At 37.3% G+C, this 14,978-nt stretch carries 4 protein-coding genes and 2 tRNA genes; 5 read left to right on the plus strand and 1 reads right to left on the minus strand.

Going from position 1 to position 14,978, the window contains the following annotated elements; genetic code table 11:
• The first annotated feature begins 26 nt into the window (after window positions 1-26).
• The 5 genes from LHV68_03870 (at window position 27) to LHV68_03890 (ending at window position 2,148) form a co-directional block, all read left to right on the plus strand.
• Window positions 27-1,232: a 2,3-bisphosphoglycerate-independent phosphoglycerate mutase gene (locus LHV68_03870; GenBank protein ID MCB4791006.1), complete on the plus strand. Its 1,206-nt coding sequence runs from the start codon at window positions 27-29 to the stop codon at window positions 1,230-1,232.
• 50 nt (window positions 1,233-1,282) lie between these two features.
• The gene (gene secG, locus LHV68_03875; protein ID MCB4791007.1) at window positions 1,283-1,585 is read left to right on the plus strand and encodes a preprotein translocase subunit SecG; all 303 of its coding nucleotides are present in this window, start codon (window positions 1,283-1,285) and stop codon (window positions 1,583-1,585) included.
• 119 nt (window positions 1,586-1,704) lie between these two features.
• Window positions 1,705-1,786, plus strand: a tRNA-Leu gene (locus tag LHV68_03880).
• A 61-nt stretch (window positions 1,787-1,847) separates the two neighbouring features.
• Entirely contained in the window at window positions 1,848-2,009 is a 162-nt protein-coding gene (locus LHV68_03885; GenBank protein ID MCB4791008.1) for a hypothetical protein, read from the plus strand.
• Between the two features lie 67 nt (window positions 2,010-2,076).
• Window positions 2,077-2,148 (plus strand) — tRNA-Gly (locus LHV68_03890).
• A gap of 159 nt (window positions 2,149-2,307) precedes the next feature.
• On the opposite strand, the gene LHV68_03895 is transcribed toward LHV68_03890, so the two are convergent.
• Entirely contained in the window at window positions 2,308-14,877 is a 12,570-nt protein-coding gene (locus LHV68_03895) for a protein kinase (GenBank protein MCB4791009.1), read from the minus strand.
• Between the last annotated feature and the right edge of the window lie 101 nt (window positions 14,878-14,978).

The following is a 14,978-nucleotide window of genomic DNA, read 5'->3' on the forward strand; positions in this document are numbered from 1 at the left end:
ATTACGGTGATTATTAGAGGCAAAACATGATAACTCAGGAATTCTTAAAGAAACTGGTAACTACTAACGAAAACAAGATTGTTATGCTTGTCTTTGACGGGCTAGGAGGTTTGCCGAATGAAACCGGAAAGACTGAACTTGAAAGCGCAAAACACCCGAACCTTGATAAGTTTATAGAAAACGGTATATGCGGCTTTTCGGATCCGATCGCACCCGGCATAACTCCTGGTTCAGGCCCGGCTCATGTGGCCTTATTCGGCTATAATCCGTTGGAACACGAGATCGGCCGCGGGCTTTTGGATACTTTAGGGATTGATTTTGATTTTACAAAACAAGACCTGGCAGCCCGCGGCAACTTTGCCACCTGTGATAAGAACGGAATAATTACAGATAGAAGAGCGGGAAGAATCGCAAGCGATAAAAGCGCCAGGTTTTGTAATGAAATATTAAAAGACATAGTTATCGAAGGCATAAAGACCTTTGTTTTGCCTGTAAAAGAGCACCGTTTTTCTGTTATTTTCCGCGGTGAAGGTTTAAGCGATAAATTGGCTGATACAGACCCTCAAAAAGAGGGATTGAAAGCCCTGCCAGTAAAAAACTTAGACAAAAATGCCGAATTTTCTGCCAAAATAGTCACCAAATTCATTCAAATAGCCAATGACAGATTGAAAAATGAGCAGCCGGCAAATACAGTACTCCTAAGGGGTTTCTCAAAGATGATAGATATACCGCAATTTACAGATACATATCAGCTTAAATCAGCTGCTATAGCTCTTTATCCAATGTATAGGGGGCTTGCAAGGCTGGTAGGCATGGAAGTGTTAAAGACCGGGACAACGATAGAAAGTGAGTTTCAAACCTTAAAGGAAAACTTTAATAAATACGATTTTTTCTTTATTCATATAAAACAAACTGATTCATCAGGCGAGGATGGGGATTTCTCTAGAAAAGTAAAAGCCATAGAGGAAGCTGATGCTTCTATAAAAACCCTCGTTGAATTGAACCCTTCAGTAGTTGTTGTTACCGGGGACCATTCAACTCCGGCTGTATGGCACGGGCATTCCTGGCACCCTGTTCCTTTAATGATAAGTGCAAAGTTCTGCCGTAAAGACAACTCTAAGAGCTTTAATGAAAAAGAATGCATTACAGGCGGGCTCGGGAGAATATCTGCTCAGAGTATTATGGCATTAGCACTGGCCAATGCCGGAAAACTGAATAAATACGGTGCTTAATTGATTAAAATATAGTTTTTTGATAGAATAAAACCGTGTGAGGTAATATTATGTATGTAATGGTAGTAGTTCTTCATGTAATTGTTTGTATAGGACTTGTATTAATAGTTCTTCTTCAATCAGGAAAAGGTGGAGGAATAGCCGGGTTATTTGGAGGAGGCGGTTCTGACCAGCTGTTTAGCGCACCTTCAGGAATGATCTTTATTAAAAAAGTTACCGTAGTAATGGCTATTGTGTTCATTTTGACGTCGCTTTTCCTTACTATATCGACTTCTAGAAGAGAATTCAGTTCTGTTACATCAAGGATCCCGATTCCGGTAGAAGCTCCTCAGCCTCCGGTACCCGGACAATAACTTAACAGAGACCAGTGAGCAGTAACCAGTGACCAATGAACCTTAAAGACTGGTCAATGGGAACGATTTTGGGTGTTGTCCCTCTGGTCACTGGTAACTGATTACTGTTAACTGTAAATGCTGGGGTGGCGGAATTGGCATACGCGCACGTTTGAGGGGCGTGTCTCGTAAGAGATGCGGGTTCAAGTCCCGCCCCCAGCACTTAATAAGTTTAGAGTTTAGAGTGAAACCAAAAGAAACACCTTAATTTCGGAGGGGTAAAATGAGATACCTTTGCATGATTTTAGGTTTTATTACTGGAAAATGGTCTGTAAAGTGCCGGGAATGCAAAAATCTTGACGCTGAAAACGAATGTTACGGGCATTTAATGCCGGCAGAAATTATAGACAAAAATATATCTTGCGGATTCTGGAGTAAGAAGTAGCCGATTCCTGTTGGCTTTTTTGCCTTTACTTGAAACTTATAATTTATAGCTTATTGCTGTAGTTCATGCGGGTGTAGTTCAGTGGTAGAACGTCTCGTTGCCAACGAGAAGGTCGTGGGTTCAAGTCCCATCGCCCGCTCTTAACTTCAGTGCATAGTACATAGTTCTTAGTGAAACCATAAAAAACACAACATACTTACATCTTAATAGCATATAAAAAAAGCGAAATAGGAATGAATTCTTTTTCGCTTTTTATTTTTTATACTTTGTACTTTGCACTATGCCCTATGTGCTGCCTTTAAGCTGCTGACTTAATCGCTCTTATAGCAGCGGGCATTGCCTCAAGTGTCTTATTCTTGAATTTATCTACTAAACCTTTTTCTTCCCTGCCTACATAGAAAGCAAGGAGCTCTAAAGATATGGCTATTGAATCAGGCATCGCTGCCGGATCAAATTTTGAAGAACTAATATTGCCTATCAATGGGTTTAGAGCTTTTACAGCCAGGCGGTGAACTTCAATAGGAGTTATCGGGCTGTTTTCATCTTCAGTAACTATTTTCAATCTACGGACTATATTTAAGACATCTGCATCAACGCTTGGCTTTTGTGCCGAATCATTTAACTTCTTTATTATGTCTTCTATTTTATCATTTGCGGAAATATCATAAGCAAGTTTAGCCTCTGCTATTAACTGCCCGAAGAATTTCGTATATATACCGTTCTCATCAGCAAAAGGCCTGTTACTTTCAATGTATTTATTTTGCTCAAGTCTTTCAAATAGACCTCTTACATAACCTACGGCATACTCAACCTTCCTTGAATCCAATAATTTCAACAGGTCATCTATTTGTTTATGCTTCTTGAATTCTGCAGTTATATCACCCAGCAGGTACATGTCATTTTCTAAACTGGATGAATCAGAAACGGTTTTTATTTTTGGAAGTTTAGCATGTTCTTTAAGCTCATAATACTTTTTCAATATAAGGATTATGGCCATTTCAGCACTGGCTGGCGGCAATAATTTATCAGGAACCTTAAGAGCCTCTGTATAACCTCTTTCAAATTGATATTTTGGATCTTTCGATAACTTCTTTTCTATTTCTTTTAAATTATCCAGAATAAACCTTGAAAAACTGTTAGAAGAGCCGAAAAGTTCAACTCCCTTTTCAATTACTTCATAAGGAAGTTCCAAATTCATTGAAAATTGGCTTATAATAAGCAAATCCTGCAGTTTATTTTTAAACTCTGCCAGGTCTTTAATATCAATATCGTAGCCTTTTTCAGATTTAAACCGCAAATAGGTATTTTTATCTATAAGGCTTGCATCTACATTATCATCTATCGAAATACTTAACACTACTTTTATGCTGTTTAGTTCACAGAATTTTGACAGGTCGTTATTCAGAACCGCATGAGGAAACTCTACCGATAAATCACTAAAAGGATTACCCCTGCTTATTTTAGTCCTTATTACCTTTAAATGATCTTTGATTTCATCAATGGTCAATGTAGTATCCGATGCATCCATAATATAGCCGTCAAGGGCAAAGGCGCCAAGCTTTTCTTGGAGCTTATCGATCTTATCACCTATTTCTTTCAAATCAACTTGGCCACAATCCATCGCCACCCGCATTCCTTCCTTACGGGTTTTTTCAATTATTCCTTTTATATTTATGAGCTCTTCTCTGCTAAGGGCATCAATTGCAAGGGAAGATAAGACTATCGTATCTATGTGTTCTTGTTTAAGGTTTTCAATAAAAGCCAAAGAATTTACATGATCCAATGAATCTTTTTGTAAATCAACAGTTGTAGAAAGTACCGAACCTGGTTTTGAGTAGCCGGAGGATGACTTCATCTTTAACATCGTTTCTATCAGATGATATTTCTTAATTGAATCTTCTTTATTTATAATCATGTCATAATCGCTCTTGTTTTTAGGCCCTTTGTCAGTATCCGAACGGCTGCCGTCATAGACCAGCACCTCTGTGGAAAAATCATATTTCATATTTGCATCTATGTCATAACTTGCCTGAATTATATCTATCTTGCCGTCTTTCATTCCAAGCCGTTCTTTTATAACGGGGTTTTCATTAATGTTTCTTAGGGCATTTGAAAAAACCAAATTCAGATTTTCCAAATTAGGAGGGGAATCCACGCAAACAACTTTAACGTTATCTATTTCGGCTATAGATAATCCCCTGATAGCCAGATTATCCACCCTGGCATCCGGCCTTGCCCTCAAGAAAGATTCTTTTGTTGTTATATAAAACGAATTAATACCAAGACCCTTTAAAACTTTTGTATTGTTAAAATCTACGTCATTAAATTCCAAAGAAGATACCACCCAGTTTGTTTTGTACAAACCCGGAGCAATTGTTTTAATAGGAATTCTGGCATTAGGATAAATTCGCTTAATGAGCCCAAGGATAGAATCCTCACTAAGTTTTCCGGTTAACACAGCCTTCGGCCCGGTTATACTCTTTAGTACTTTTTTCAGAGTTGCAGCAACATTTCTTTTTTGCCGGGATTGTGATACAGCATCAATTATTGAAGACAGCTTCTGTTTTGAAATACCAGAATAGTTTTCATCCGGGATTTTAATAGAGCTGAGTAAAGGACTTGCCTCATCTTGTTTTTGTTGCTTTGGGCTTCCGTTTAGTTCCATAAGGACTTCTTCAAGCTGTTCCCTTACATAAGTCATTGTTGCTTGTTGGCTTTTGTCAGCCCTAAATAAATTAGTGCCGTTAAATAATAGGGTTGAGCTTTTAATACTTTCTAATAATCTATTTAACCTTTCATTCTTAAAATGTTCTTCGCTCAAAGCTTCCTTTATGGTCTTACCTGCCCAATATACATCCAAAATACCAGTCTTATTCATAAAAAAGATCAATCTCTCTAAAAAGGCAAATAGGCTAAAATTACCAATTTTTGTTGCCATGCCAAAATCAATTAGCATCACGTCGCCAGATTCATTAAACAAAATATTTTTTGTTGTAAAATCATTGTGCCAATAACCTGCTTGGTGCATAGACTCAAGTGTCTTTGAGGCCTTCACAAGAACTTCTATTTTCTTGCGGCTATCCAACGACTTCCATGAGCTGCTGTATAAATCTTTTCCATTTTCTATGCCAGCATACTTAGTCCACACTTTTCCGTCATCATCTACTCCTATCTCAATTAATTCCGGAAATCCTTGCTCCAATTTCAAACCCCTGGAATTTAGTTCAGCCACTATCCTTGCTTCTTCGATTGCATCCTTATTAGCACGCAATAGTCCGGGAGCACCGACAAATGCGGTTTTATAATAGGTACCTGCCGCTCCTGCAAAAACCTTTCCAAAAGCGCCTTTACCGAGCTCCCTTTTATCGCCTGTTTCAAATTTATCTGGAGATAATTTCTTTCTTAGAAATTTGTCTTCTTTTATTTTTTCTATAATGTCATCTTTTTTCGCTAAATTACTTCCGGTAGCATACATTATCAAACCAGTTGCATTACCTGCTGCAAAAGCAGCGGTATGAACTATATGAAAATTAATTAGATTGATCAGTTCCTGGAACTTTATAAATATAATGGATTGTGAATGTATTATTTGGTTCCCATAGGCAAAAAATTCATGTTTTGTTTTAAAATGTTTTTTTTCGTGGTGTTCTATTATGCTTCTTTGTAGAGGCTCGGAAAGTTTACTAAACGCTGCGGCATCAATGAAAATTACATTTGGCACTGACTCGACTACTTTTGCTATTTCGCCTTTTTTGAACTCCTCGCCTGCTGGAAGGTCTTTTTTATCTTTTATTTCAACTTTATACGTGAGTGTTAATTCATCTGCAATCTTATTAGGCCCGGCCCGGGTGGGGGAACTGTCATTTAGAGCTTTCTTAATGCTTACAGCCTGATAGGCCATAAGAACTGAACCGGTTAATGGTGTTATCAGTAACGACAGGACTGTCAATACAGCCATTACTACTTTAGAGCTCTTATCAGACTTGGATAACTTATCAGCAAATATCCCTGAAAGAAAAGAAACAGCTACCGCGCCCAAGGCACCTGCTAAACCGAACAAACCTATTAAACCTATCACAGCAGCGGCACTTATCCCGGCTGCAGCACCGAACGCAATCCAGGAGCCCTTAACAGATGCCGGTTTTACTCCTTGTGAGTGTTTCCAATGAGCTTTTAAAAGCCTTTCTTTTATGACAAGATTAATGATCTCATTTTTAATCACTTCGCTCAGTTCTCTAGGCTCGAGTTTGTTAAAATATTCTTTTCTAATATATATGGTATTGAACGTTACACCCGAATGAATATCAAATGCCGCAGAAGCCTGGTCCTGTTCTATTAAAATAATGTTTATTTTTTTCACCCTGGCCCAGATATCAATTTCCTGAATGCCTATAAGGAAAGCTTCAATATCCGTCAGCTTTTCTCCTACAGCGATTTTATCAATATCATTATAATCAAACACTGCTGTCTGGCCTCTTAAACGCTGCACAGCTTTGGTTATTTTATCTATTTCGCTTTGAGTACCGTATTTCCACGGAGTTGTATTGAAATTTCCGAATATATAGCTTCCACTTCCTATAGAGGTAGATTCCCTTATAACCGTATCCTGAATTTCCTCAGAAGAAAATGATTGGATGAACTCCGTTGCTCTTTTGAATCTACTTTCTATAATCTCCTCTTCATCCTTCGACTTAACATCAGCAAATTTGTGTTTAAAACTGGTACGGGCAAGTTTTAGAATCCTTGAATATGTAAGGTTAAAAGCTTTAGCTATGGCATAGAGTTCCTGGTTGATGGTAGTCGAAAAAACTCCTGAATCGTCAGTATTTACAGACACTTCCAGTTCTCTTCCTTTATATTCACCGGAATTTTCAGAGAACCTGCCGGTGTGCTTGTAATTTAGGAAAAACCCTATTACATGGTCCTTATAAGATTGAAATGGACCTATAAAAACATTGGAAGATGGATTTGATTCTATACAAATATCTTTTTCTATAATCTTATTAAGCAAATATTCCCTTATTAGTTCAAGGTTATAGACCAATTCAGGAGTATAGCGTACTTTTATATTCGCTTTCAATCTTTTCTTTTCTTTATCTACCGTAAAATTGATCCTGCTTAAAATAGATTTCCTCTTTTGTGCTGATATTTTTTTTGATATCGCAAGATTTAATATCACAGCTTCTATCGTAGTTTCACCGCTTATTATTTTGTCTTTGAATTTATTTCCCGGGTTAGTTAAAATACCGTTTAATATATTTAAATCGTCAAGTTCTTCAAGAAGGGCATTCCTATCCATTTTAAATCCGGGATTATATTTTGCCAGCTTTTCCTGTAAATCTAACAACCATTTAACAGTCGCTATTCTTTCCTCGATTTCACAATCCTTTATTTTATTATCCCCTATATATTTCTTAAAATTTAAGCCGATCGCTACTCCATGGCCTATTCTTTTAAGTGGCATTCTATCAGTTGAAAGCGCCATCACTTCTTCAAAATGCATCAAAGCTGAATCAAGGGGGGCATCTCCAAAACTCTCCCCGACATGATAGGTCATCGGCAGTGTTTCTAAGCCGTATTTTTCAAGTTCAGTGCTGAACTGGCGGACAGCTTCAAGAAATATCCGGGGCGGATTTCCTTCTTCCTTATGTGCAGCATCTATTGCCACCACTCTTTTTCTTATTTTTGGGTTTTCTTTAAGTATCTTCCCAAGGATTCTGAATTGCTCTAGGTAGGGCATTTTAAGCGGGCCTATAGGCTTCATAAACGATGGGATGATCCTGCACGTCAGTCCCGCTTCGCCTTGTTTTAAGTTTTGTGCAATCTCTTTTTCAGCATCATCATAACCTTCGGCCATGCCCAGGAATGTTGCAACAAGCATTTCTTCGGTATAATCACCATAAAATGAAGTCCTTTCTTCCATATAGCGTACGCCGTTCCTGTAATTTGTCAAAGCTATGACCCTTGCACTCTCTCTCATATCCGCCCTGACTTGTACAGGCGTTTTTCCCTTTGTAACGGATTTTGAAAAATCAGCTACTTTCAGGAACTCGGGCAAGCTTCCTCCCATACTCTTGTATTCAACCAAGTTAATGAATTTATGAAGGAAAAGTGCATAAGATTTATAATTCAGTTCTATGGTTTTAACTAGGCTGGCCAAGGCTGGTTTATCCGCAGGCAAACCTTTTATAAGGTCATAAAGTTCTTGTTCTTCGATATCGCTTTTGATGGGCGGAAGATTTACTTTTTCAAGATATTCATTAACAGAATCAATTACAATTTCACGCCATTCAATGGCATTTTTAACTATATATATTGCTTCTTCGTTGCTTTCTTCTATCCAAGAGAGCGGATCCTCTTTTGCAAGCACTTGTTTCCACCTGGTAAGAGCATTCACAGAGGCTGTTAAATGCGAATGAAGCTCGGCTTTAGGAAGGGTTTCGATAAATTCGCGCACCGGGTCTTCGTCTCTTGGCCTGAAAGTCTTCACTTCAGCCTTATCCCTTTTGTATATCTTATTTAGCTGAGAGATCCTTCTTCTGGCTCTGTCAATTAAATATTCGCTTAAAAATTCCAGGTTTAAAAGATTTCCATAATGTAGGGGGTTTTCTATAAGCTCATAATTCATAATAAACTTGCCTGTTTTTTCATTAAAATTAATTTTTATATCAGCTATATTTGCAGCACCTAAGAAGTAAAAGTACCCTTCCTGGCTTATATTGGTAAATGATTCTTTGATTCTTTCATAATCCTCATCACTAATTGCTTTTGGATTTTTCAACCTGTATTCATCAAGGGACTTAATTCCCAGATCCATGGTATATTTGCGATAATCTTCAAAATCAACCCTGTATTTAGCCTTTAACTTTTTTATTTCTAAAACCTTAAATAGCCTTATAAACAGGCTTGCTTTTTCAAGCGCTTTAATTTCTTTTGAAATTTCCGCTAAATTCCATGATTTTTCAATAAATTTCTTATCAAGCTGTATCCTTTCAAGCAGGCTTATATAGTAAGGCTCTCTCTGCCAATTTTCAAGCCTTCTTGAACTTTGAGTCGCTTCATTTGCCAGGGTAAGAATGAAAAGGAATGTATTATCAACATTGAATTTTTGGTTTTTAAATTTGCCAAGATATTTTACAGCCTCAAGTAAATCATGCCTTATATTATAGTTTTGATACCCCTTCAAATCTTCCGGTAAAAAATCAAGAATTTCTTCTAAATAGTCATCCCTGATCATTTCTGCACTTTTTGCCCGGTAATCATCATAGCTGAAAGGGTTGGTGGGATCAACCTTAGAATAACCGATGCCATGAAGCAGCCCTAAAAATGACAACAGTTCCATATAACCGCTGCCATACCTTTGTTCAAGCCTATTGCGGTATTTACTCGGTGTTTGTTGGGTGATCTGAAGCAGTTGGTTATGCATTCTTATAATATGTTTTATATTATGAGGAACAAAAGCAAATTTTCTGCTCTTTAACGATATGCCTATAAGGTCGCGGATCAGTATATTTTCAAATTTTTTATACTTAACAAGAAACTCAAGCCTATCTTCGGGTTTGACGTTGATTATAAGCTGGGAGAATAATTTGTATGTTTGTTCCCTGACCAGATCTATGTCTTCTTTAAAATCGGGATAATCGCCTTCCAGGCCGAATATCAAATCAATTGAGTCATAGATACTTTTCGGTATTTCCGAGTAAATAAGGAAATTATCAACGTCAAGGCTGTCCAAGCTCATTAGTTTTTCTAAAAAAGCCGTCCTGGCAGGGACAGGAATAATAGATAATGAGTGAATTTCTTTTTCCAGAACTTCAAGGAGACTATAAGCAAGCTCGTCTTTGCTATTAATGGTCCGTGCAGCATTGAGGTTATTTGCAAGCAGTCTTAAAACATCCCGATATTTTTTCCTAAACCCGGGAATAGTCTCAAGCTCGTGTATATCGGTAAACTTTTGCCTGTTCCTAACAATATAATCAGATATTTTCGGGCCGATTCCATTTATCTTATTAAGCTCTTTTGTCAATACATCAGTATCCATAGCTTTTAATATTTCAAGCAATATTGCTTTTCTATATTCTGCAAGCGCCTCCATTATTTCGCCTGTCTGGGTTGAATCTTCAACTTCAACTCCTATTACACCGGTAACCCGTGCATGATAATCGTTCCCGTCTTTACTAGACATTCTGTCTCCGGTAAAGAGTATCTTTGGCCGGCTGCAACCGAACATCTTAGCTGCAATTTTCAGGCCTGTTGCCTTTGTGTATGGGGTTGCATAGATGAGCTGGTTTACCGGGTCTCTATAATTGCCTACCATGTGCCCCTGGGCAAATGGGTGGCCTTTATCAAAATCAAGCGGGATATCCAAGCCGTGCTCTGCAAAACTATTATTAAGTTCCTTCCAATATCTATTTGTAGTGGCTGCCCTTTCCTGGCTTAGCGCCAAAGCACCTGGGGAGATTTTAGCTAATCTTTGCTTATTCTTGATAATTGTAGGTATTGGACATTCCTTATCTATAGTAAATGTTGTAATACCTGCTGTACCAGAAAGGATATCAGTTAGGTTCGGTATATGGATCAAATCATTAAAAGCATCAGCCAATTGTTCCTTTGTAATTTGCTCTAGATTTTCTAAGAAAATACCTTTTCTTTTTAAAATTTCATTTATAATTGTAATTTCAATTATGGATTCAGAATTATTAGAATATTTAAACTCATTACAGAAAATTGCAGGATCAATTTCATCTTTTTTGTAATTAGAATACTCTGCATAGTCCTCATGAACGAATATCCTAAGTTTTCCCGGTTCTATTTCAAACCTTACTATTCCAGGCATAATATCAACCCAGTTAAACGGGTAGTTAGGAGCAACTTCTGTTTTATCATGCATCCTTTCAATTACAGGAGTATTAGGAACATCCATCCCGGTAACTTTCTTCCAGCACTCCCCTGCCAGCTTATAAAATAGGAGTTTTTGTTCGTGCTCAAAATCATCTACGTCCCCTTCTTCGCTTACAAAAGCCTGCTTTTCTTTATTATATCTGTATCTCTGCGCACCGTTACATGCATATAAATAAATATTATTCCTTAAATCTTCTCTTATGTAATTTAATACCTTTACCTGGGCTCTTTCCAAAGATGAACTTGTCATCAAGACAACAGGGATGCCGAGTGACAAGATCTCGTGAAGGAATGCAAGGTTATCATCAGATATTCTGTTATCCATGCCCTTTGCCAGCAAGGTACCGTCAATGTCTGAGACATAAAGTTGAATTTCACCTGATTTAATAAACTCTATTATTTTGTCTCTGTCACCCTTTGCATTAAGAGGGGGTGCACGCGGGAGGATTTCTTCGGAATTGATTATTTTTTTTATGAAGAGGCCTAAGCTGGGAGATATTTTCTCGTTCTCTAAAGCTTTTATGTCATCTTTATTCAGATATAATATCACTTCTTGCTTGCCTTTTTTGTCTTTTTTCTTTTTGAATTCGTGCCTGGGAGACACATTGTCCTCAAACACAATCCTAAGCTCTGCATCTTTTATATTTGCAAGCATTTCATCTCTGATATCCAGAGATACCTCATCCTGTTTAAGGGCTGTGTTACCCATTAAAGAGCGGACTCTTCCCTGAAGCATCTCGGAATTATTATAGGAGCCCAGCATAAGAGAAACTGAAGCTGGCAAGGAAAGAGCCGCCTCTCGTAAATAAGCAATTAGCTCTATTTTTGTCCTGAAATGGACTTTCTCATGGTACTCGACTATCATTACTTTTAGAAAATCAGGCAGATATGAAAATGCCAGATAATCTATATAGATTATCCTTGCCTTTTTTTCAGCAGCCTTTACAAAGGCAAACCCGGCTAAAGGTGCATCCTCAAAATTTATGTCTCTTGACTTGTATTTTTTTTCAAGGAATTCCCTGGTCTCGGTGATCCTTTTCACAATTTCAGCCCATGATTCTGTGTTGCCTTTGATCACCTCTTTTGCTTGCCTTTGGGCTTTATCTATTGCAGCAGCCTGATAAACCATTAAGGCCGCACCGGTAATGGGTATAGACAAAAGCGAAATAGTTGTCAGCGCTATCACGAAATACTTGCTAAATTTATTTTTTGAATTAATGAATGTGCCGCCAATTATTCCGGCTAACAACGCAACTGCCAGTGCCGAGATTGTGCTTAGCACGCCAAAAAAAGTAATAAAACCCGCCAACACCACCACCTCAACTCCTATTAATACGCCCGCCATTATCAATGAATTTTTAGGAGAGACATGGGAAGTTTTTTTGACATCAGGTTTTTTAGTTTTCTTACCCGTATTTCTAAGCTCCCTATCAAGATCTTTTATTGAATACGTAAAATTATATTGCGCACCATAATTGACTGTAAAACAGGATGCTTTTTCGTCATATTTAATTTTTAAACCGATCTTCCTGTTATTTTCTAAATTACTAAAGTAGTCTGCCAGCTGAACATTCGTCATATCATTGCCGTACGCCACTGCACCCATAAGGTAATATTGAAAAGCTATTTGGAGAGCTCTTTGTTCAGTAAGCCCCTGTATTTCTTCAGTAATGGGCCTGCCCGCTATCGTACCTTCCTGTGTTGCGGATTTCGGCTTTCGGCTTTCGGGTTTATTATCCACAAATTCCGATTCCTGCCCGAATTCCGCACTTGCTACGCTTGCCTCTTTTGCCTGTTTTGCTATTAATTCATTATAAAGGGACTCGGAAAATTTTGTGTCTTTTGTAACATTTGGGGTGACTGTAAGGTATGATATTCTCTTGCTTTTTAATAAATCTGAAATTCCTTCTGTATGAAAACCGCCTGAAACTATTACGATTATCTCCTTTGCATTATCAAGAGATACTATTACTTCCCTGGAGTGATTGCATTGTGGAATAAGACGTATGCCGTTGTCCGTATTTTTTCCACTTTCGGTTGCCGAGGAACCGGAGAGTGGGGTATTTTGGCCGAGTATCCTGTTTACAAAAACATTATTTCTTTCAATATTTGTATTATAAAACTCGTCAAATAAAGAATAATATGAATCAAGGCCGGTAATATTATTATTTTCGATGTATTTATCCCAGGTTTTTCTGAATTCATCGATATTCTGCCTGAAATACTCATAATCGCGAGCTGACATTTTATTATCAAGATAATTTTCCATAGAGTTCTTGAAAAAATCGATTACAAAAACCACTTCCTCTTCCGACCTGTTTTTCGACATTCTGAAGTGAAGCTCCCTGATAATTTTCTTTTCTTCGGCCACAAGTTCAACAGGGTTTATCTTGTTATTTAATTCAATATAGGTAAAAAACTGTCCCAGTTCTTTATATTTTACTGCCATATCAAATTGGGATTCTTTTGTTATCCTTATAAGGCAGGCATAAAGCTCGTCCAGGCGCGACATGTTTTCTGTTTTGGACATTAAGGCCCTGTAAGTACTGTAAGGCAGTTTACTTTTCAGAGTAGTTAAGAGCTCTCTTAGCTGTTCTCCTATCTTTTTATACTTAAGGTCTTTTTGCACCTTACTAACTTCAATGTAAGACCTGATATTCTTATAAGCATGGAGGTCAAGGCCGGATTTACCAGCAAGGAATAGCAGTTTTCCATAATATTCTTTCGCAGCTATCTTTCCGTCTTTGTGTTTTTTCAGTATCTTTTCGAGTTTTTTATTGCCTTTGCTAAAATATTGTTCTTGAAGCGTAAAAAGCTCATCGTTTATCTGCGGCAGCTTCATTTTTATCTCATGTTTTTTATTGAATATTTTATTCAGCCTGGCTATATTGCTGTCATACAATTGTTTATCTTCAAGGCCCAGAAGCAGGTCATCTTTGTCTTTTATTATTGAGTAATACTCTGTTCCGGTCAGCATACCTGTGTCAAGGAGGTTCTCGATGAGGGTTTTTCTTAGTTTTTCATCCTTGATAAGCCTGACCCAGGAAGTGTCTAATCTCCCGGTACTGCCTTCAACATAGACCTTAGACAAATTATATTTATCCCCGATTATGGTCAATATCTTAGAAATATTCCTTTCTACTTCCGGGTGGTTGTGCAGCTGTTGTATGTTTACAACTATTGTTTCCTGGCCGTCCCCTGCCCCTTTTGCAGAGTATGCGTCAGTTATCCTTCCTGTAGTATAGGGAATAGAAAACTCATTTAAACTGCTGACAATTTTGCTTGTTTCCTTAACATCCCGTACCAGAGATGCATAGCCCTGGCCCAGGACCGAAGAAATAATAAAACAAACAAGGGTAAATACAGCAACTGATTTTATGAAAAATTCCCTGCAGGTCTTTTTGAATAAATAAAAAAACCAAACAGAATAAATCTGTTTGGCCTTATAGGCTGTCAAGCAAGAATATCTTACTGAAGCTTCAATACCGCTCCTGGGAAGAAGCAAAAATAATAAAAGCAAGATAAGCAAAAATTGCACCGGCCCTGGGTCATACAGTGTCCTATAGTCAAATCTAGTCAAGAGTTTTTTGTCTGAAAAGTTTAGGTTGGGAGATATTGATTTTTTATTTATCGAACTTAGCCTGCCGTTTACACTGTCGGTATTTGTAGTTGTTAAAGTAGAGTCAGGAGTCTGCTTTTCATTTTTTTTATTATCTTTATTTGCCGGCCGGGAAGCACTTGGTTGAACACTGTTTCCGTGATTATCATTAATGAAAATACGGTTTACTATTGTGATAGGGATGGTTGAAAATGTAAGATATTCCAGGACAGCTTCCTGGCATTTTACTGCACTGTTTAATATATTTGTTTCAACGGAATAATTTAATACAGGAAAAAATGTATTAAAAACCAATATTATGGAAATTGAAACTATAAGGATAATATTTGGGTTTTTAAAAATATTCATAGTATTATATTAATAAAAATATATATAATATATATAAAATAATTGTAAATTATATGTAAAATTTAAGAAAATGTTATGAAAAAAATTGAAATTTAAAATAT

The sequence above is a fragment of the Candidatus Liberimonas magnetica genome (assembly GCA_020523885.1).
Classification (GTDB): Bacteria; Elusimicrobiota; Endomicrobiia; order Endomicrobiales; family JAFGIL01; genus Liberimonas; species Liberimonas magnetica.